Origin of the sequence: Streptomyces sp. TG1A-8, from assembly GCF_030499535.1 — a bacterium.
Lineage (GTDB): Bacteria > Actinomycetota > Actinomycetes > Streptomycetales > Streptomycetaceae > Streptomyces.
The window spans coordinates 4,797,646-4,817,801 of the sequence record NZ_JASTLB010000001.1 but is presented as its reverse complement, the minus strand read 5'-3'; the positions used below and the strand labels follow the sequence as shown (position 1 = coordinate 4,817,801).

Here is a 20,156-nt window from a genome sequence, read left to right as displayed (position 1 = left end):
CGCGTCCCGCCGCCGGTTCGGATCACTTGCCCTCCACGGGCCAGCAGGTGGGGTCGTTCCTGCACCACAAGGTGCGGGTGACGGTGACCGTCACCGTGGGCCGCCCGCCGGAGGGCTGCCGGGCCGTCGGCGGCCGGTACGTCGGCCCGGGTGTGGCGTCGCAGTCGCCGAGCCCGTCGGCGTGGAACACCTGCCTGCCGCCGACCTTCGCCGTCAGGTCCCCGCGCACGCAGGCGCCGTTGACGGCCCTGGTCACCTTCCCGGTGACGGTGATCTTCCGTCCGTCCTCCGTCCGCCCCTGGCAGTCGACGGAGACCACGGCGGTCTCCGTCGGCGAGGGCGAGCCGGCGGGTTTGCCGCCGTCGGCGTAGGCCCCGGTGCAGGTGAGCCAGTCCACGTTCACGTGGTGCCGTCCCAGCTCGGCGGTCGCGGTCGTGTCGGTGGTGTAGGCGACCGTGACGGAACCCAGCCCGGCCGGGTCGCACGCCGCCGTCGCGCCCGCGGCCACCACCACGAGCCCTGCCACGGCCACCGCCCGCGCGGCCCGCGGCCGGCGCCGCGTCGGTCTCGAATCCCCCATGCAGGTCAGCGTGCCACCGCCCCTCCGCGCGACGGAAGGCCGGATACGGCCACTCACCCGTTCGGGCGATGCCACCGGGCCGTCGCCAGGCGCGCGGCAGCAGTCGCTCCTCGACGGGGAGGCCCGGGCCGGGCGGGTTCCACGGGGTCCCCCGGGGCTTCAGGCCCAGCGGCCGGTGCGGCCCAGGAGCAGGGCGGCGGCGGCGGTGCCGGCGGTGGACGTGCGCAGCACCGTGGGGCCGAGCACGTGGGGCCGCGCGCCCGCCGCCTCGAACAGCGCCAGTTCCTCGGGGGACACGCCCCCCTCGGGCCCGACGACCAGCACGATCTCGCCGTCCTCGGGGAGCGGGGCGGCGGCGAGGCGTTCCGCGCCGCCCTCGTGCAGGACGGCGGCGAAGGCGGCCCCGGCCAGCAGCGCGCCGACCTGCTTGGTCGTCACGGGGTCCGTGACCTCGGGGAAGCGGACCCGGCGGGACTGCTTGCCGGCCTCGCGGGCGGTGGACCGCCACTTGCCGAGGGCCTTGGGACCGCGCTCGCCCCTCCACTGGGTGATGCAGCGGGAGGCCTGCCAGGGCACGATCGCGTCGACGCCGACCTCGGTCATCGTCTCGACGGCGAGTTCGCCCCGGTCGCCCTTGGGCAGGGCCTGGACGACGGTGATCCGGGGGGCGGGCGGGGGTTCCTCGCGGACCGGCTCCAGGTCCCCGACCACCAGGCGGTCCCTGCCCTCGGCCGCCTGCACGACGCCCTGCGTCCAGCGTCCGCGCCCGTCGGTGAGGACGACGTCCTCGCCCGGCCGCAGCCGCTTCACGGAGACCGCGTGCCGGCCCTCGGGGCCGTCGAGCACGAACCGCGGGCCGCCGGCGTCGAGCCGGTCCACGACGAAGACGGGAGCGGTCATCGCGGGCCGCCCCCCGCCGGCAGCGCCGCCGCGGCCTCGGCGAGTTCGGCGGCCAGCACCTCCACCAGGCGCCCGGCGGGCAGCTCGCGCGCCATCCGGTGGCCCTGGCCCGCCCACAGCGCCATGCCCTGGGCGTCGCCGGCCCGGGCGGCGGCCTGCCGCAGCGGCGCGGTCAGGTGGTGGACTTCGGGGTACGCGGCGGGCGCGTACGGCCCGTGCTCGCGCAGGAAGCGGTTGACCAGCGCGCGCGCCGGACGGCCGGTGAAGGCGCGGGTCGGCTCGGTGCGCGTGAACAGGGGGTTGGTCAGGGCCTGTTTGTACAGGGCGGCGGCGCCCGACTCGGGGGTGGCGAGGAAGGCCGTGCCCAGTTGGGCGGCGCAGGCCCCGGCGGCCAGCGCCGCGGCGACCTGCCCGCCGCGCATGATGCCGCCGGCCGCGACCACGGGGAGGGCCACCGCCTCCCGGACCTGCGCGATCAGCGACAGCAGGCCGATGCCGGCGCGGTCGTTCTCCGGGGTGTCGCGGTGGGTGCCCTGGTGGCCGCCGGCCTCGACGCCCTGCGCGATCACCGCGTCGGCCCCGGCCCGCTCCACCGCGCGGGCCTCCTCGGCGGTGGTGGCGGTGACCAGGGTGAGGGTCCCGGCGCGGCGCAGCGCGTCCAGGACGTCCGGGTCCGGGACGCCGAAGTGGAAGGAGACCACGGGCACCGGGTCGTCCAGCAGGACGGCGAGCTTGGCGTCGTAGCCGTCGTCCCGGCCGCTGTCGGGGTCGCCCAGCTCGGTCTCGTACCAGGCGGCCTCGCCGGCCAGCTGGTGGGCGTAGACCTCGACGGCGCCGGACTCGGCGTGGTCCCGCTGGGGCACGAACACGTTCACGCCGAAGGGGCGGCCGGTGAGCCCCCGCAGCTGCTTGATCTCCCGGTACATGCCGTCGGCGGTCTTGTACCCGGCGGCGAGGAACCCGAGCCCCCCGGCCTCGCAGACGGCGGCGGCGAGCTGCGGGACGGAGACTCCGCCCGCCATGGGGGCCTGCACGATCGGGTGGGGCAGGAGATCGGTCAGCGCGGAGGACATGCCCGCATGGTGTCACGTCCTTCGGACGGGGCCGAATCCGGGCGTCCCCGGCGGGAGCCGGGGACGCCCGGACGCCGGCGGGGACGCGTCCGCGCCGCCCGGCCGGCGTCACCGTCCGTTGAACGCGTCCTTCAGCCGGGAGAACAGTCCCTGCTGACCCGGCTGGAACTGCCCCTGGGGCCGCTCCTCGCCGCGGAGCTTGGCCAGCTCGCGCAGGAGGCGCTCCTGCTCGGGGTCCAGCTTGGTCGGGGTCGTCACCTCGACGTGGACGATCAGGTCGCCCCGGCCGCCGCCGCGCAGGTGCGTGACGCCCCGGTCGTGCAGCGGGATCGACTGGCCGGACTGGGTGCCGGGCCGGATGTCGACCTCCTCCATGCCGTCCAGGGTCTCCAGCGGCACCTTGGTGCCGAGGGCCGCCGCGGTCATCGGGAGGGTGACCGTGCAGTGCAGGTCGTCGCCGCGCCGCTGGAAGGTGGGGTGCGGCAGCTCGTGGATCTCGACGTACAGGTCACCGGCCGGACCGCCGCCGGGTCCGACCTCGCCCTCGCCGGCCAGCTGGATCCGGGTGCCGTTGTCGACGCCGGCCGGGATCTTCACCGTCAGCGTGCGCCGCGAGCGGACCCGGCCGTCGCCCGCGCACTCGGGGCACGGCGTGGGCACGACGGTGCCGAAGCCCTGGCACTGGGGGCAGGGCCGGGAGGTCATGACCTGGCCCAGGAAGGACCGGGTCACCTGGGAGACCTCACCGCGTCCCCGGCACATGTCGCACGTCTGCGCCGAGGTGCCCGGCGCCGCGCCCTCGCCGTTGCAGGTGGCGCAGACGACGGCGGTGTCGACCTGGATGTCCTTGGTGGTCCCGAAGGCCGCCTCGTCCAGCTCGATCTCGATCCGGATCATCGCGTCCTGGCCGCGCCGGGTGCGCGAGCGCGGGCCGCGCTGCGACGCCGTGCCGAAGAACGCGTCCATGATGTCGGAGAAGTTGCCGAAGCCGCCGGCCCCGAAGCCGCCCGCGCCGGCACCGCCCGACGGGGAGAGCGGGTCGCCGCCGAGGTCGTAGACCTGCTTCTTCTGCGGGTCCGACAGCACCTCGTAGGCGGCGTTGATCTCCTTGAACCGCTCCTGGGTCTTCGGGTCCGGGTTGACGTCCGGGTGCAGCTCGCGCGCGAGCCTGCGGAACGCCTTCTTGATCTCATCCTGCGACGCGTCGCGGCGCACGCCGAGAACGGCGTAGTAGTCCGTGGCCACCTACGACTCCGCCAGGATCTGTCCGACGTACCGTGCCACTGCGCGTACCGCTCCCATCGTTCCCGGGTAGTCCATGCGGGTCGGTCCGACCACGCCGAGCTTGGCAACCGCCTCGCCGCCCGAACCGTAGCCGACCGACACGACGGACGTGGAGTTGAGTCCTTCATGGGCGTTCTCGTGCCCGATACGCACCGTCACGCCCGGATCCTTCGCCTCGCCGAGGAGCTTGAGGAGCACGACCTGCTCCTCCAGCGCCTCCAGGACGGGCCGGATCGTCAGGGGGAAGTCGTGCCCGAAGCGGGTGAGATTGGCGGTGCCGCCGATCATCAGCCGCTCCTCGTTCTCCTCGATCAGTGTCTCCAGCAGCGTGGAGAGCACCGTGGAGACCGTACCGCGGTCCTCGGCCTCGAAGGCCTCGGGCAGGTCCTCGACCAGTCGCGGCACGTCGGAGAAACGGCGGCCCGCGACCCGGCTGTTGAGCCGGGCCCTGAGGTCCGCGAGCGACGCCTCGCCGAACGGCGCCGGGCAGTCGACCATCCGCTGCTCGACCCGGCCGGTGTCCGTGATCAGGACGAGCATCACGCGCGCGGGGGCGAGCGAGAGCAGCTCCACGTGCCGCACGGTCGAGCGGGTCAGGGACGGGTACTGCACGACGGCGACCTGCCGGGTGAGCTGCGCGAGCAGCCGCACCGTGCGCGCCACGACGTCGTCGAGGTCGACGGCGCCCTCCAGGAAGTTCTGGATCGCCCGCCGCTCGGGCGCGGTCATCGGCTTGACGCCCGCGAGCTTGTCGACGAACAGCCGGTAGCCCTTGTCGGTGGGGATGCGCCCGGCACTGGTGTGCGGCTGCGCGATGTACCCCTCCTCCTCCAGGGCCGCCATGTCGTTGCGCACGGTCGCCGGGGAGACGCCGAGGTTGTGCCGCTCGGTGAGCGCCTTCGACCCCACCGGCTCCTCGGTGCCGACGTAGTCCTGGACGATGGCGCGCAGCACCTTGAGTCTGCGTTCACTCAGCATGCGCGCACCTCCAGCACGTCGTCCCCGGTCCTTCGCTTCGCCCGCCTGGCACTCTGAGCAGGGGAGTGCCAGCGTTCCCCGGCCCAGTGTACGGCCGTGGGGTACGCCCCCGGCAAGGCCGGTCCCGTGCCGCCGCGCCCCGGCCCGCGCCCACCGCTAGCGTCGCGGTATGACGGTGACTTGGGAAGAGCTGGGGTGGGAACGGCTCGCCGCCGGTGTGGGGCGGTGCCGGCTGCCGGGCTGGGACTGCACCTCGGGGCTGGTCCTGGGGGAGGGCACGGCACTCGTGGTGGACGCCGGGTCGAGCCTCGCCGAGGGCGCGCGGCTGCGGGAGCGGGCGCGGGCGGCGGCGGGCCGCCGTGTGACCCATCTCGCGCTGACCCACCCCCATTTCGACCACGTCTTCGGGGCCGCCGCGTTCCCGGGGGCGGAGGTGTACGCGGCGGTGGGCGCGGACGCGGTCCTCGCGCACGACCGCGAGGAGCTGCGCCTGGACGCGGTCCGCAACGGCCTGCCGGTCGCGGACGCGGACGCGGCGGTGGAGGCGCTGGCCGCGCCCCGCCACCCGGTCTGCGGGGAGTGGACCCTGGACCTCGGCGGCGGCCGGCAGGCGCTGCTGGCCAACGTCGGCCCCGGGCACACCGCCCACGACCTCGCGGTCCTGGTCCCCGGCTCCCCCGAGGTCGTCTTCTGCGGCGACCTGGTGGAGGAGTCCGGGCCGCCGCAGGCGGGCCCCGACGCGGTCCCGTCGCGCTGGCCGGACGCCCTGGACCGGCTGCTCGCGCTCGGCGGCGAGGACGCGCTGTACGTGCCCGGTCACGGAGCGGTGGTCGACGCGGCCTTCGTCCGGCGCCAACGGGACGAGCTGGCAACGCGTTTCGGCGTGTCGTGAGCCCTCCCGCCGGGCTTCTCCTATCGTCATGCGAATGCGCCAGTACTCCGCCGACCTGACACCCGCGTGGAAGAAGCCGAAGCCCGTGCCGGAGGTCCCGGCGGAGCCCGGTCTGGTGGTGGAGGAGGCCGGTACCGGGTTCTGCGGGGCGGTGATCGGCTGCGAGGCGGGCACGGTGACGCTGGAGGACCGCTTCGGCAAGCACCGGGTGTTCCCGCTGGAGCCGCGCGGGTTCCTGCTGGAGGGCCGGCCGGTGACGCTCGTGCGGCCGGCCGCCGGCCCGGCGCGGCCCGCCCGCACGGCCTCCGGCTCGGTCGCCGTACCCGGCGCGCGCGCCCGCGTGGCCCGTGCCGGCCGCATCTACGTCGAGGGCCGGCACGACGCCGAGCTGGTGGAGAAGGTGTGGGGCGACGACCTGCGCGTCGAGGGCGTGGTCGTGGAGTACCTGGAGGGCGTGGACGACCTGCCGGCGATCGTGGCCGAATTCGGCCCGGGCCCGGACGCGCGGCTGGGCGTCCTGGTGGACCACCTGGTGCCGGGCACGAAGGAGTGGCGGATCGCCCGGGCCGTGACGAGCGAGCACGCGCTGGTCGTGGGCCACCCGTACGTCGACGTCTGGGAGGCCGTGAAGCCGTCGTCCCTGGGCATCGCGGCCTGGCCCCGCGTCCCGCACGGCCAAGACTGGAAGACGGGCGTGTGCCGGGCGCTGGGCTGGCCGCAGAACACGGGGGCGGCCTGGCGGGCGATCCTGTCGCGGGTGCGCTCCTACAAGGACCTGGAACCGGAGTTGCTGGGCCGGGTGGAGGAGCTGATCGACTTCGTGACGGCACCCGCGTAGCCGCCACGGCCCGGCGGCGCCCCGCGGACGCGGGCGGGGGCGGGGCGGGGGGCGGCCCCCGCCCGGAGCCACCCCGCCCCGTCACGGCACGCCGCGGCCCGGGGCGTCTCAGTCCACGAGGTCGCGCACCACCGCGTCGGCCAGCAGCCGCCCGCGCAGCGTGAGCACGGCGCGCCCCTCCCCGTACGGCCCGGGCTCCAGCAGGCCCCGCCCCAGCGCCCGCCGGGACGCCGCGCGCCCCTCCTCCTTCAGCAGGGACAGCGGGACGCCCTCGCGCAGCCTCAGCTCCAGCAGGATCCGCTCCACCCGCCGGTCCTCCGCCGACAGCACCTCGCGCCCGGCCCCCGGCGACCGCCCCGCCGCCAGCGCCGCCGCGTAGGCCCCCGGGTGCTTGACGTTCCACCAGCGCACCCCGCCGACGTGGCTGTGCGCCCCCGGCCCCGCGCCCCACCAGTCGGCGCCGCGCCAGTACAGCTCGTTGTGCAGGCAGCGCCCCGCCCCGGAGGTGGCCCAGTTGGACACCTCGTACCAGTCGAAGCCCGCCGCCGACAGCGTCTCCTCGGCGATGAGGTACCGGTCCGCGTGCACGTCGTCGTCGGTCGGCGCCACCTCGCCCCGGCGGATCCGGTGGGCCAGCCGCGTGCCCTCCTCGACGATCAGCGCGTAGGCGCTGACGTGGTCCGGGCCCGCGCCGAGGGCGGCGTCCAGGGAGGCCCGCCAGTCGTCGTCCGACTCGCCGGGGGTGCCGTAGATCAGGTCCAGGTTGACGTGCTCGAAGCCCGCCGCCCGCGCCTGGGCCACGCACTCCTCGGACCGGCCGGGGGTGTGGGTGCGGTCGAGGACCCGCAGCACGTGCTGCCGGGCGCTCTGCATGCCGAAGGAGATCCGGTTGAAGCCGCCCTCGCGCAGCGCGGCGAGGTAGGCCGGGTCGACCGACTCCGGGTTCGCCTCCGTGGTGACCTCCGCGTCCGGCGCCAGGCCGAACTCGTCGCGGACCGCCCCCAGCATCCGTACGAGGTCCCCGGCGGCCAGCAGCGTGGGCGTCCCGCCGCCGACGAAGACCGTGCGGACCGCGCGCGGGTCGTCGCCGAGCACCTTGCGGGCGAGGCGGACCTCGTCGGCCAGGGTGCCGGCGTAGTTGTCCCGGGAGGCGAGCACCCCGCCGGTGCCGCGCAGCTCGGTGGCGGTGTACGTGTTGAAGTCGCAGTAGCCGCAGCGGGTCGCGCAGTACGGGACGTGCAGGTAGAACCCGAGGGGCCGGCCGGCCGCCCCGGCGAGCGCGGAGGCGGGCAGCGCGCCGTCGTCGGGGACGGGCTCGCCGTCGGGGAGTGCGGAAGGCATGTCCTCCATTGTCCCGCACGCCGGCGCTCACTCCGCCTGGAGCACCAGCAGGGCCAGGTCGTCCTCCGGGAGGCCGCCGCCGAAGTCGTGCACCAGGCGCCGGATGCGTTCCGCGACCCGCTCGGCGCTCAGGCCCGCGCAGCCGGACAGGGCCCGGGCGAGCCCGTCGCCGTCGTCGAACTGCCGGGAGCCCGAGCGCCGCTCGGTGACCCCGTCGGTGACGCACAGCAGCGTGTCGCCGGGGCGCAGTTCGATGGTCTCGCTGGTGTAGGTCTCGTCCTCGACCACGCCGAGCAGGGTCTGCGGGCGGGCCGCCGTGCGCACCGCGCCGTCGGGGCCCAGCACCAGCGGCAGGGGGTGGCCGGCGGAGGCGAGGGTGCAGCGGACGCCGTCGTCGTGCGGGGTCAGCTCGCCGTAGAGGAGGGACAGGAAGCGGGTCTGGGGGCCGTCGCCGGGCACCACGGGCCGGCCGCCGGCGGTGATCAGCGCGCGGGCGGCGGCGTCGGCGGCCTCGGTGGCGTCGTCCAGCAGGAGCTGGTTGAGGCGGTCGAGGACGTCGGCGACCCGGTAGCCCTCGCGGGCGAGCAGGCGCAGCCAGGGCCGGGCGAGTCCGATCACGACGGCCGCCTCGGGGCCCTTGCCCTGCACGTCGCCGACGGCGAAGCACCAGCGTCCGTCGCCGGCCGGGAAGAGGTCGTAGAAGTCGCCGCTGGGTCCGCCCTGGTGGCACGGCTCGTGGACGAGCGCGCTGCGCATCCCGGGGATCTCGGCGACCGCGCCGGGCAGCAGGCCGCGCTGCAGGACGGCGCTGATGGTGGCCTGGCGGGCGTACTGGCGGGCCGCGCCGATGGCGAGCGCCACCCGTCGGCCGAGGTCCTCGACCAGGCCGGTGACCTCGTCGGGGAAGCCCGCCTGCCCGCACCGTCCGAGGACGAGCGTGCCCAGCGGTCGGCCGCCCGCGATCAGCCGGTACGACAGCGCCGTGCCGCGGGCGCCGCGCGGGCCGAGCGCGTCACCGGGCCAGGGGTGGCGCTGCGGGCCGCGGGGCAGCCCGTCCCGCGGGCGCGGCGGGTCCTTCTCCAGGGCCCGGCCCAGTTCCTCGACGCGGTCCTCGCTGACGTGCCAGACCCGGGCGGGCGCGCCGCCGTCGCCGGCGCGCGCGGTCGCCTCGTCCTCCAGCCACACCGCGCACCAGTCCGCGAGCCGGGGCACGATCAGCTGGCCGGTGAGGGCGACGACGAGGTTCTCGTCGAGCTGTCCGGCGAGCAGGTCGGAGGCCTCGGCGAGGAAGGACAGCGCGCCCCGGCCGAGCCAGTCCCGGTCGCGTCCGGCGCCCGGCGACCGCGGCGCCAGGACCTCGGCGACCTCCAGGGCGTGGTCCGGGGCGGGTCCGTCCGGGCGGCCATCGGCCGGCAGGCGCGCCCACACCGTCTTGCCGCCGGTGCGGTAGGTGACGCCCCAGGACTCGGCGAGCGTGGCGACCAGGCGCAGGCCGCGCCCGTACTCGGGGATGTCGTGGGGCGCCTCGCCGCCCGAGGAGTCGCGCGGGGCGCGCGTGGGGTGCTGGTCGCCGACCTCCACGACGAGCGCGCCGCCCTCCTCCAGCCGCCAGTCGACCCGTACCTCCGTGCCGGCGTGCACGACGGCGTTGGTGACCAGCTCGCTGACGACGGCGAGGACGTCGTCGGCGAGCCGCGGGCAGACGGCCGGCAGCTCGGCCAGCGCGGCCCGCACCAGGGCCCGGGCCGAGCCGGGCGCGAGGGGGCTGCTGGGCAGGACGGCGTGCCCCCGCGCCCCACGAGTGGGGGCCTGGCTCTCCCGCTGCACCGGTATGGCCGCCATGTCCATGCGGCCAGGGTGACAGACCGCCAACGGGGATGAGCACAGGGTCACCGAAACGGGCGACAATGCTCGCGAATCGTGCTAAGAGAGCACCGGAGGACGGACGTGCCCGGACGTGCCCGGACGTGCCCGGACGTGCCCGGGCACGTCCGGGTGGGGCCGGGCGCAAGCCGCCGCGAGCGGCACGGGGCCGTCCCCGCGGAGCCCCGCTAGGACTCCCTGGTGCCCGCGTACATCTCGTCGATGAGGTGCTTGTACTCCCGCTCCACCACCGGCCGCTTCAGCTTCAGGCTGGGCGTGATCTCGCCGTGCTCCACGTCGAGGTCGCGCGGCAGCAGCCGGAACTTCTTGATGGTCTGCCAGCGCTGCAGCCCCTCGTTGAGCTGCTTGACGTAGCCCTCGACCATCGCGACCGTCTGCGGGGCGGCGACGATCTCGGCGTACGACCTGCCCTCCAGGCCGTTGTCCTGGGCCCACGGGAGGATCGCGCTCTCGTCCAGGGTGATGAGGGCGGTGCAGTAGTTGCGGTCGGCGCCGTGCACCAGGATGTTGGAGACGTAGGGGCACACCGCCTTGAACTGGCCCTCGACCTCGGCCGGGGCGACGTACTTGCCGCCGGAGGTCTTGATGAGGTCCTTCTTGCGGTCGGTGATGCGCAGGTAGCCGTCGGGCGACAGCTCGCCGATGTCGCCGGTGTGGAACCAGCCGTCGGGCTCCAGCACCTCCGCGGTCTTCTCGGGCAGCTGGTGGTAGCCCTCCATGATGCCGGGGCCGCGCAGCAGGATCTCGCCGTCGTCGGCGATGCGCACCTCCGTGCCGGGCAGCGGCTTGCCGACCGTGCCGGTGCGGTAGGCCTCGCCGGGGTTGACGAAGGAGGCCGCCGAGGACTCGGTGAGGCCGTAGCCCTCCAGGACGTGGATGCCGGCGCCGGCGAAGAAGTAGCCGATCTCCGGGGCGAGGGCGGCGCTGCCCGAGACGCAGGCGCGCAGCCGGCCGCCGAAGGCCTCGCGGATCTTGGCGAAGACGAGGGTGTCGGCGACCTTGTGCTTGGCGGCGAGGCCGAAGGGGGCGGAGTGCACGCCGGTGCGCATGAAGTTGTCCTGCGTGACCTTGGCGTACTCGCGGGCGACCTCGGCGGCCCACTGGAAGATCCTGTACTTGGCCGCGCCGCCCTCGCGGGCCTTGGCGGCGACGCCGTTGTAGACCTTCTCGAAGATGCGCGGCACGGCCGCCATGTACGTCGGCCGCACCACCGGGAGGTTCTCGATGATTCTGTCGACGCGGCCGTCGACGGCGGTGACGTGGCCGACCTCGATCTGGCCGGAGGTGAGGACCTTGCCGAAGACGTGGGCGAGCGGCAGCCACAGGTACTGGACGTCGTCGCCGCCCACCAGGCCGGTCGCGGCGATCGCCCGGGCCATGTAGGACCAGTTGTCGTGCGGCAGGCGCACGCCCTTGGGGCGGCCGGTGGTGCCGGAGGTGTAGATCAGGGTGGCCAGCTGGTCCCGGGTGATCGCGCCAACCCGCTCCTTGATCAGCTCGGGGCGGGTCTCCAGGTAGGCGGCGCCGCGCCGTTCCAGTTCGGCGAGGGTGGTCACCCAGTCGTCGGTCCGCACGCCGGCCGGGTCGACGACGACGACCTTGGTGAGCGCGGGCAGTCCGGCACGCTGCTCCCGCGCCTTGGCGAGCTGGGCCGCGTCCTCCGCGATCAGCACCCGGCTCTCGGAGTCGGAGAGGATGAACGCCGATTCGGCGGCGTTGGTCTGCGGATAGATGGTCGTGGTGGCGCCGCCGGCGCACATGATGCCGAGGTCGGCGAGGATCCACTCGACCCGGGTGGAGGAGGCCAGCGCGACCCGCTGCTGCGGCTGCACGCCCAGTTCGATGAGTCCGGCCGCGATCGCGTACACCCGCTCGGCCGCCTGGCCCCAGCTCAGCGACTTCCAGTCGTCGGGACCCTGGCCGGAGGCCGGCGGGACCGGGTAGCGGTAGGCCTCGGCGTCCGGTGTGGCCGCCACGCGCTCCAGGAAGAGGGTCGCCACGGACGGCGGTCGGTTCTCGATCAGGGTCTGTGTGTCGCTCACGACGTCCTCCGGGGCCCGCGACGGTGCGGCTGGCTCAGTGCGGCTGGGTTAACTCACGGTGGGGTTCGGGCTCGTTGTTTAACTCGCGAGTAACTATCGAGCAGGGATCAGAGTAAGGCGCGACCGGCCGCTGCGTAAGGGGCACCAGCCTGTCACTTTCCAAAGCGTGAGCGACGTTGCGCACGCGTGGGGCCCGCCGCGCCTCCGCACGACGGGCCCCACTCACCCGGTCCCGGCTCGTAACCGTTCGTTACCAGTGGTTACTTCTTGCCCTTGCCCGATCCCGCGCTGTCGTCGCTGGAGAGGACGGCGATGAAGGCCTCCTGCGGGACCTCGACGGAGCCCACCATCTTCATCCGCTTCTTGCCCTCCTTCTGCTTCTCCAGCAGCTTGCGCTTGCGGGAGATGTCGCCGCCGTAGCACTTGGCGAGGACGTCCTTGCGGATGGCGCGGATGGTCTCGCGGGCGATCACCCGGGAACCGATGGCGGCCTGCACCGGCACCTCGAAGTTCTGCCGGGGGATCAGCTCCTTGAGCTTGGCGACGAGCCGCACGCCGTACGCGTACGCCTGGTCCCGGTGCGTGATCGCCGAGAAGGCGTCGACCTTGTCGCCGTGCAGCAGGATGTCGACCTTCACCAGGGAGCTGCTCTGCTCGCCGGTGGGCTCGTAGTCCAGGGACGCGTAGCCGCGGGTCTTGGACTTCAACTGGTCGAAGAAGTCGAAGACGATCTCCGCGAGCGGGAGCGTGTAGCGGATCTCGACGCGGTCCTCGGAGAGGTAGTCCATGCCGAGCAGGGTGCCGCGCCGGGTCTGGCACAGCTCCATGATCGCGCCGATGAACTCCGTCGGCGCGAGGATCGTGGCCCGCACGACCGGCTCGTACACCTCGGCGATCTTCCCCTCGGGGAACTCGCTGGGGTTGGTGACGGTGATCTCGCTGCCGTCCTCCATGATCACGCGGTAGACCACGTTCGGGGCGGTGGCGATCAGGTCGAGCCCGAACTCGCGCTCCAGCCGCTCCCGGATCACGTCCAGGTGGAGCAGGCCGAGGAAGCCGACGCGGAAGCCGAAGCCGAGGGCCGCGGAGGTCTCCGGCTCGTAGACCAGCGCGGCGTCGTTGAGCTGCAGCTTGTCCAGGGCCTCGCGCAGGTCGGGGTAGTCCGAGCCGTCCAGCGGGTACAGGCCCGAGAAGACCATCGGCTTCGGGTCCTTGTAGCCGCCGAGCGCGTCGGTGGCGCCCTTGGCCTGGCTGGTGATGGTGTCACCGACCTTGGACTGCCGGACGTCCTTCACGCCGGTGATGAGGTAGCCCACCTCACCGACCCCGAGCCCGTCCGCCGGCAGCATCTCGGGCGAGTTGGTCCCGATCTCCAGCAGCTCGTGGGTGGCGCCGGTCGACATCATCCTGATGCGCTCGCGCTTGTTGAGCTGGCCGTCCACGACCCTGACGTACGTCACGACACCCCGGTAGGAGTCGTACACGGAGTCGAAGATCATGGCGCGGGCGGGTGCGTCGGCGACGCCGACCGGGGCCGGGATCTCCTTGACGACCTTGTTGAGCAGCACGTCGACGCCCAGGCCGGTCTTGGCGGAGACCTTGAGCACGTCGGAGGGGTCGCAGCCGACGAGGTTGGCCAGCTCCTCGGCGAACTTCTCGGGCTGGGCCGCGGGAAGGTCGATCTTGTTGAGCACGGGGATGATCGTGAGGTCGTTCTCCATCGCCAGGTAGAGGTTGGCGAGGGTCTGCGCCTCGATGCCCTGGGCGGCGTCGACGAGGAGGACGGTCCCCTCGCAGGCGGCCAGCGACCGCGAGACCTCGTAGGTGAAGTCGACGTGCCCGGGGGTGTCGATCATGTTGAGGATGTGCGTCGTGCCCTGGTCGGGGCCCTCGGTCGGGGCCCAGGGCAGACGCACCGCCTGGGACTTGATCGTGATACCGCGCTCGCGCTCGATGTCCATCCGGTCGAGGTACTGAGCACGCATCTGCCGCTGCTCGACCACACCGGTCAGCTGGAGCATCCGGTCGGCGAGCGTGGACTTGCCGTGGTCGATGTGCGCGATGATGCAGAAGTTGCGGATCAGAGCCGGGGCGGTACGGCTCGGCTCGGGCACATGGTTAGGGGTCGCGGGCACGCAGGGTCCTGTCTCTTGAGGCGCCTTATGCCTCGGGTCGGATCGATACGTAGTCTCCATGGTCCCACGGGGCGGGACCGGGGACCGTTTTGGGCCGCCCGGAGGGCCACTGGTACTGTAGATGGCTGTGCCTCATGCCCTCTCAGCGCGAGGCGCGACCGGAAATCCTGATTCACCGGCACGGGACCCGAGCGGCCCCGCGCCTGAACCTGAAAAGGCTCCTTCGTGGCGAACATCAAGTCCCAGATCAAGCGGATCAAGACCAACGAGAAGGCCCGGCTGCGCAACAAGGCCGTCAAGTCCTCCCTGAAGACCGCGATCCGCAAGGCCCGCGAGGCCGCTGCCGCGGGTGACGTCGAGAAGGCCACCGAGCTGCAGCGCGCTGCCGCGCGTGCGCTCGACAAGGCCGTCTCCAAGGGCGTCATCCACAAGAACCAGGCCGCCAACAAGAAGTCGGCGCTCGCTTCCAAGGTCACGTCCCTCAAGGGCTGAACACCTTTTTGATCTGACCGCCGGAGGGACCCGAGCGGGCCCTCTCTCATCCGCTCCCGTCCGGCACCCCCGACTCGTACGCGGCCTGCGTTCGCCACGCGGGTACGAGTCACCCAGCGTGATCCGGAGGCCCCGGCGCCCTCCCTTCCCCGGGGAGGGCGCCGGGGCCTCCGGCGTGCGCGCGGCGCGACCGGCGGACCGGGCCCGGCCGGCCGGGCAGGGTGCCCGGAGTCCGACGCGTCCCTGACCGGACGGGCGGACGGGGACCGGGGTTGTGGTCCGGGGCCGGGGGCTGTGGTCCGGGATCCGGGAGTTGGGATCCGGGAGTTGGGGTCCGGGGGCTGGGCCCCTGGCGCACCGGCCTATCCGCGTCCCCGGGACCGAGCGGCCCGTGCGACGGTCACCACGGCCTTCTCCAGGGCGTACCCGGGGTCGTCCCCGCCGCCCTTCACCCCCGCGTCGGCCTCCGCGACCGCCCGCAACGCCACGGACACCCCGTCCGGCGTCCAGCCCCGCATCTGCTGCCGGACCCGGTCGATCTTCCACGGCGGCATCCCCAGCTCCCGCGCGAGATCGGCCGGCCGGCCGCCCCGGGCGAACGACAGCTTCCCGATCGCCCGCACCCCCTGGGCCAGCGCACTGGTGATCAGCACCGGCGCCACCCCCGTCGCCAGCGACCACCGCAGCGCCTCCAGCGCCTCCGCCGTACGCCCCTCCACCGCCCGGTCGGCGACGGTGAAGCTGGACGCCTCGGCCCGCCCGGTGTAGTAACGGCCGACGACGGCCTCGTCGATCGTGCCCTCGACGTCGGCGACGAGCTGCGACACCGCCGAGGCCAGCTCCCGCAGCTCGCTCCCGATGGCGTCGACCAGCGCCTGGCACGCCTCGGGCGTGGCCGACCGCCCGGACGAGCGGAACTCGCCCCGCACGAACGCCAGCCGGTCCGCCGGCTTGGTCATCTTCGGGCACGCCACCTCCCGCGCCCCCGCCTTGCGCGCGGCGTCCAGCAGCCCCTTGCCCTTGGCACCGCCGGCGTGCAACAGCACGAGGGTGATCTCCTCGGCGGGCGCCCCGAGGTACGCCTTCACGTCCTTGACCGTGTCGGCCGCCAGGTCCTGCGCGTCGCGCACGACCACGACCTTGCGCTCGGCGAAGAGCGAGGGACTCGTCAGCTCGGCGAGCGTACCGGGCTGCACCTGGTCCGGGGTCAGGTCCCGCACGTCCGTGTCGGCGTCGGCGGCCCGGGCGGCGGCCACCACCTCCTGCACGGCGCGGTCCAGCAGGAGGTCCTCCTGGCCCACGGCGAGCGTCACGGGGGCGAGGGGGTCGTCATTCGCAGTCTTCCTGGCCATCTGGAGAAGCATCCCACGGACCGCTGACAACGCGGCCGGTCCGGCCTACGGCTCCTCCCGCCACCCGTCCCACTCCCCCGCGAACGCGTCCAGCTCCGCGGGGTCCAGCCGTCCGGCCCCGTCGCGCAGGACCACCAGCCACTGGGCGTCCTCCGCGTCCTCCTCACCGGCCAGGGCGTCCCGGACGAGCCGGGGCTCCTCGTCGGTGCCGAAGCGCTCCGGGAGCGCCTCGGCCGCCTCCTCGGCCGCCTCGCGGTCGGGGAGCACCAGCACATGTCTCACATCGCTCACCGCCCCATTCTCCGGCACCCCGGGGGATCCGGAGCCACGAGGTGGGACCCCGGGACGGCCTCCCGCGTCCGGGTCCCCGGTATCCCGCCCCACCGTCCCCCGATGGCCCCCGCCGTCCCCGCCGTCCCCAGGTGTGGCCCCCGGTGGCCCCGCGGGCGCTTCTCAGCCGTTCCTCAGTCCTTCACCACCCGCACCTCCCCGCCCGGCCCTCCCCTCCCCCGCACCGCCAGTGCTCCGTCCCGGTCCGTGCGCAGCACCACCGCGCCGCCCGCCCGCAACCCGGCCACGGTGGCCGGTGCCGGATGGCCGTAGGGGTTGCCGGCACCGCACGAGATGAGTGCCACCCGGGGCGCCACCAGGCGTGTCAGTTCCGGGTCCTGGTGGGCGGAACCGTGGTGGGCCACCTTCAGCACGTCCACCCGGGTCAGCCGGGCCGCCACCGGTGACCGCAGCAGCTCCCGCTGGGCCGGGGGTTCGAGGTCGCCGAGGAGCAGCAGCCGCAGTCCGGCGGTGCGGACGAGCAGGACGATGCTGGCGTCGTTCGGGCCGTCCGGCTCCGGCGGCGGTTCGGGCCCCCCGGGCGGCCACAGCACCTGCCAGGCGAGCGGCCCGGTGCGCCGTTCCTCCCCGGCGACGGCCCGCAGGAGCGGAATGTGCCGTGCGGCGGCCTCCCTCCTCACGAACGCGGCCTGGTCGGCCGGCTCCTCGTAGCCGGTGGTCTCGATCGCGGCCACCGCCCGGCCGTGCAGGACACCCGGCAGTCCCGCGACGTGGTCCGCGTGGAAGTGGGTCAGGAGGACGAGGGGGACGCGCGTGACGCCCAGCTCCCGCAGGCAGCGGTCCACCGGCGCCGGATCGGGTCCCGCGTCGACGACCACCGCGGTCCCCGCACCGGCCGCCAGCACCGTCGCGTCGCCCTGCCCGACGTCGCACACCGCGAACCGCCAGCCGGGCGGCGGCCAGCCCGTGACCACCCGGGCCAGCGGAGCCGGCCGCACCACCACCACGAGGAGCAGCACACCGAGTGCACCGCACCACCACGGATGCCGCAGCAGCCGCCGCCCGGCCAGGACCACACCCACCGTGACCAGCGCCAGCAGCAGCGCCCCGATCCAGCCGCCCGGCCAGTCCACTCCCCCGCCGGGCAGCGCCGCCCCCGTCCGGGCGACCCGCGCGATCCACCCGGCCGGCCAGCCGGCCCCCCGGGCCAGTGCCTTGGCCAGCGGCATCGCCACCGGCGCCGTCGCCAGCGCCGCGAACCCCAGCACCGTCGCCGGTGCCACCGCCACCTCGGCCAGCAGGTTGCAGGGCACCGCCACCAGACTCACCCGCGCCGACAGCACCACGACGACCGGCGCGCACACGGCCTGCGCCGCGGCTGCGGCGGCCAGCGCCTCGGCGAGCCGAGCGGGGACCCGGCGCCGCCGCAGCGCCGCGCTCCAGCCCGGCGCCACCACCAGCAGCGCACCGGTGGCCAGCACGGACAGCAGGAACCCGTAACCGCGGGCCAGCCACGGGTCGTACAGCACCAGCAGCAGGACGGCCGTGGCGAGCGCCGGGAGCAGGGACCGGCGGCGCCCGGTGGCCAGGGCGAGCAGGGCGACCGCTCCGCAGGCCGCGGCGCGCAGCACGCTCGGGTCGGGCCGGCACACGATCACGAAGCCGAGCGTCAGCGCTCCCGCGAGCAGGGCCGTCGTCCGCAGGGACAGGCCCAGGCGCGGGGCGAGTCCGCGGCGCTCGATCCGCCGGGCCAGGCCCGGCGGCCCGATGAGGAGGGCCAGCAGGATCGTGAGGTTGCTGCCGGACACGGCGAGGGTGTGCGCGAGGTCCGTCTCCTTGAAGGCGTCGTCCAGTTCGGGCGTGATCCGTGAGGTGTCGCCGACGACCAGGCCCGGGAGCAGCGCGCGGGCGTCCGCGGGCAGCCCTTCGGTCGCCTCCCGCAGCCCGGCCCGCAGCCGGCCCGCCAGCCGCTGCGGGCCGCTCGGCCCCGCGACGGCCACCGGCCGGTCCCGCACCCGCAGCACGGCCGCGGTCCGGTCGCCGCCCGCCGGCGCCGGTGCCAGCCGCCCGCTCACCCTCAGTCGCGTGGACGGCAGCAGCCCGAGCCAGGCCGCACGCCGTCCACCTCGCGCGTGCCCTCCCCCGGACTCGCCCCCGCTCTCGGACTCGGACTCGCCCTCACTCTCGGACTCGGCCGGCGGTGATCCTGCGGCACGTGCGCCGACGCCCCGCGTGTCCGTGTCCTCCGGCGCCGGCACGTCCGCGTCGACGACCAGGAGCACCGGGCTTCGCGTCCGCACAGCCGCTCCGCCTCCCCCCTCCACGCGCCGCACCTCCGCCCGGGCCAGCACCGCCACCGGTGCCGCGTGGTCGCCCCGCACGCGCGGCCTGCTCGGCCAGGGATCGCCCGTCAGTTCGACCTCGGCGGTCACGGCCGCGAACCGTCGCGCCAGTTCCGGCACCGGCCCGCGCCGCACGTCCGCGCCGTGCAGCCCGGCGGAGGCGGCGGCCGCGGCGACGCAGAGCAGCACGGCGGCGACCGGGGCCCGGGCCCGGGCGGGCCGGGACCCGGGCCGTCCCGCCGGTCCCCGTCTCCCCCGCCGCCGCGCGGACAGCAGGACCGCGCCGAGGACCAGGCAGACACCCGCGATGCCGGCACTCCAGCCCGGTGGGACGCCCAGGGTGACAGCCGCCGTCCCCCAGGCCGCGAGCGCGGCCGGCACCAGACGCAGGTCCGGCGTCCCGCCGTCCCCCACTCCCGCCGGCGGTTCCTCCCCGGTCCGGCTCCCGGCCGGACCACCGGCCCCCGCGGGTACGGACGATCGTTCGTCGTGTGGGCCGCTCATGGCCGTACCAGATCGCGCAGGTCGGAGAAGCGGCGGTCGCCGATGCCGTTGACCTGGCGCAGTTCGCCGACCGAGCGGAAGCCGCCGTGCCGGGTGCGGTAGTCGACGATGTGCTGGGCCAGGACCGGGCCGACTCCGGGCAGGGCGTCGAGCTGGTCGACCGTCGCCGTGCTGAGGGAGACCGGAGCGGCCGGTCCCGCGCCCACCGGTGGGCCGGCCGGTCCGGCACCGGTTCCGGCGCCGGACCCGGGCGGAGGGGCCGGCACCCCCGCGGGCGCGCCGACCACGACCTGCTCTCCGTCCACCAGGAAGCGGGCCCGGTTGAGCCCGTCGGTGCTGACCCCCGGCCGGGCCCCGCCCGCCGCGCGGAGCGCGTCGGCCACCCGCGAACCGGCGGGCAGCCGCCGGATCCCCGGCTCGCGGACCTTGCCGGTGACGTCCACGACGATCTCCCCGCCGGGAGTCGCCGGCGCGCGCACCGCGCCACCGGCCGCCCTCACGATGACCCCCCGTCCGGCGGACGGCCCGGCGAACGGCGCCTGCACGCGCACCGCCTGAGGGGCGCTCACGGACTGTGTGCGGCCCGCCCAGAAGTGCTGGACGGCGAAGGCGGCCACGGCCGCGAGCAGCACGGCGAGCGCGGCCACCGTCCGCCGCTCCACCCCGCACCGCGCCTGCAACCACACCGGCATCCGCTCGCGCAACGCCGCCCCGATCCGCTCCCGCCGTCCCGGCGCGAAAGTCCCGGCCACCCCCGGCCGGAGCGCCGCACCGGCGGGCTCCGTCCCCGGTTCGGCGTCCGCGCCGGGCTCCGGCTCCGAGCGCGCGTCGGCCACCGCGTCCACCGCCTGCCCTACGGAGCCCGGTGCGGGCACCGCAACCGCGGCCGGCGTCGTGACCGGGTCCGTGACCGCACCCGTCCCCGCACCCCCACCCGCCTCCGTCCCCGCACCCACATCCGCATCCGCATCCGCGGCGGTGGTCGCGGGCGGCCTCCGCTCGTCCGGCGGTCCGTTGCCCGACTCGCGCCACTGCACGGCCCGTTGGCCGAAGAGGAGGTCCGCACGGCGGCGCAGCTCCTGCGCCGGTGCGGGCGGACGGTGGCGGGCGCGGCGGTGGCCGGTGGACCGGTGGCGGGCGCGGCCGTCGGAGGCGGGGCCGCGGCCCGGGCCGCTGGTCGGCGTGGCCGTGCGTGAGCGTGGTCGAAGTGCCATGCGACGAGGATGGG

16 protein-coding genes are annotated in these 20,156 nt (G+C 75.0%); 3 read left to right on the top strand and 13 right to left on the bottom strand.

The genetic code is table 11. The features are described from left to right. Window positions 1-22: 22 nt before the first annotated feature. The 5 genes from QQY24_RS21080 to hrcA form a co-directional block, all read right to left on the bottom strand. The gene (locus QQY24_RS21080) at window positions 23-580 is read right to left on the bottom strand and encodes a hypothetical protein (RefSeq protein ID WP_301974262.1); all 558 of its coding nucleotides are present in this window, start codon (window positions 578-580) and stop codon (window positions 23-25) included. Window positions 581-739: 159 nt separating this feature from the next. After that, window positions 740-1,480, bottom strand: coding sequence for a 16S rRNA (uracil(1498)-N(3))-methyltransferase (locus tag QQY24_RS21075; RefSeq protein WP_301974261.1), 741 nt, complete (start codon window positions 1,478-1,480; stop codon window positions 740-742). Continuing rightward, the gene (locus tag QQY24_RS21070; RefSeq protein WP_301974260.1) at window positions 1,477-2,553 is read right to left on the bottom strand and encodes a nitronate monooxygenase; all 1,077 of its coding nucleotides are present in this window, start codon (window positions 2,551-2,553) and stop codon (window positions 1,477-1,479) included. Before QQY24_RS21070 ends, QQY24_RS21075 begins: the two co-directional genes overlap by 4 nt. A 108-nt stretch (window positions 2,554-2,661) precedes the next feature. Next, the gene (gene dnaJ / locus QQY24_RS21065) at window positions 2,662-3,798 is read right to left on the bottom strand and encodes a molecular chaperone DnaJ (RefSeq protein ID WP_301974259.1); all 1,137 of its coding nucleotides are present in this window, start codon (window positions 3,796-3,798) and stop codon (window positions 2,662-2,664) included. Further along, window positions 3,799-4,815: a heat-inducible transcriptional repressor HrcA gene (hrcA, locus tag QQY24_RS21060; RefSeq protein ID WP_301974258.1), complete on the bottom strand. Its 1,017-nt coding sequence runs from the start codon at window positions 4,813-4,815 to the stop codon at window positions 3,799-3,801. Window positions 4,816-4,984: 169 nt separating this feature from the next. On the opposite strand from hrcA, the gene QQY24_RS21055 reads away from it, so the two are divergent. Next, window positions 4,985-5,707 (top strand): MBL fold metallo-hydrolase, encoded by a 723-nt coding sequence (locus QQY24_RS21055; RefSeq protein ID WP_301974256.1) that lies wholly within the window; start codon window positions 4,985-4,987, stop codon window positions 5,705-5,707. A 34-nt stretch (window positions 5,708-5,741) separates the two neighbouring features. Beyond that, the gene (locus QQY24_RS21050; RefSeq protein ID WP_301974255.1) at window positions 5,742-6,545 is read left to right on the top strand and encodes a DUF3097 domain-containing protein; all 804 of its coding nucleotides are present in this window, start codon (window positions 5,742-5,744) and stop codon (window positions 6,543-6,545) included. 108 nt (window positions 6,546-6,653) lie between these two features. Here QQY24_RS21050 and hemW read toward each other — a convergent pair whose 3' ends face one another. The 4 genes from hemW to lepA form a co-directional block, all read right to left on the bottom strand. After that, complete coding sequence (hemW, locus tag QQY24_RS21045; RefSeq protein ID WP_301974253.1) at window positions 6,654-7,886, bottom strand: radical SAM family heme chaperone HemW; 1,233 nt, start codon at window positions 7,884-7,886, stop codon at window positions 6,654-6,656. 27 nt (window positions 7,887-7,913) lie between these two features. Continuing rightward, entirely contained in the window at window positions 7,914-9,728 is a 1,815-nt protein-coding gene (locus QQY24_RS21040) for a SpoIIE family protein phosphatase (protein ID WP_301976309.1), read from the bottom strand. 209 nt (window positions 9,729-9,937) lie between these two features. Continuing rightward, window positions 9,938-11,812: a long-chain fatty acid--CoA ligase gene (locus QQY24_RS21035; protein WP_301974252.1), complete on the bottom strand. Its 1,875-nt coding sequence runs from the start codon at window positions 11,810-11,812 to the stop codon at window positions 9,938-9,940. Window positions 11,813-12,072: 260 nt separating this feature from the next. Next, window positions 12,073-13,947 carry a translation elongation factor 4 gene (gene lepA / locus QQY24_RS21030; protein ID WP_301974251.1) on the bottom strand — a complete coding sequence of 625 codons (1,875 nt, stop codon included), beginning with the start codon at window positions 13,945-13,947 and terminating at the stop codon, window positions 12,073-12,075. Between the two features lie 225 nt (window positions 13,948-14,172). Here lepA and rpsT point away from each other — a divergent pair, with 225 nt between their 5' ends. Beyond that, window positions 14,173-14,439 (top strand): 30S ribosomal protein S20, encoded by a 267-nt coding sequence (rpsT, locus tag QQY24_RS21025; protein WP_067006864.1) that lies wholly within the window; start codon window positions 14,173-14,175, stop codon window positions 14,437-14,439. Window positions 14,440-14,801: 362 nt separating this feature from the next. Here rpsT and holA read toward each other — a convergent pair whose 3' ends face one another. The 4 genes from holA to QQY24_RS21005 all read right to left on the bottom strand — a co-directional run bounded on the left by holA (window position 14,802) and on the right by QQY24_RS21005 (window position 20,142). Further along, window positions 14,802-15,791: a DNA polymerase III subunit delta gene (holA, locus tag QQY24_RS21020; RefSeq protein WP_301974250.1), complete on the bottom strand. Its 990-nt coding sequence runs from the start codon at window positions 15,789-15,791 to the stop codon at window positions 14,802-14,804. Window positions 15,792-15,836: 45 nt separating this feature from the next. Next, window positions 15,837-16,082, bottom strand: coding sequence for a hypothetical protein (locus QQY24_RS21015; protein ID WP_301974249.1), 246 nt, complete (start codon window positions 16,080-16,082; stop codon window positions 15,837-15,839). Between the two features lie 173 nt (window positions 16,083-16,255). Beyond that, the gene (locus QQY24_RS21010; protein WP_301974247.1) at window positions 16,256-18,928 is read right to left on the bottom strand and encodes a ComEC/Rec2 family competence protein; all 2,673 of its coding nucleotides are present in this window, start codon (window positions 18,926-18,928) and stop codon (window positions 16,256-16,258) included. Next, on the bottom strand, window positions 18,925-20,142 hold the full coding sequence (locus tag QQY24_RS21005) for a ComEA family DNA-binding protein (protein WP_301974246.1): 1,218 nt from the start codon (window positions 20,140-20,142) through the stop codon (window positions 18,925-18,927). The genes QQY24_RS21010 and QQY24_RS21005 overlap by 4 nt, the downstream gene beginning before the upstream one ends. Between the last annotated feature and the right edge of the window lie 14 nt (window positions 20,143-20,156).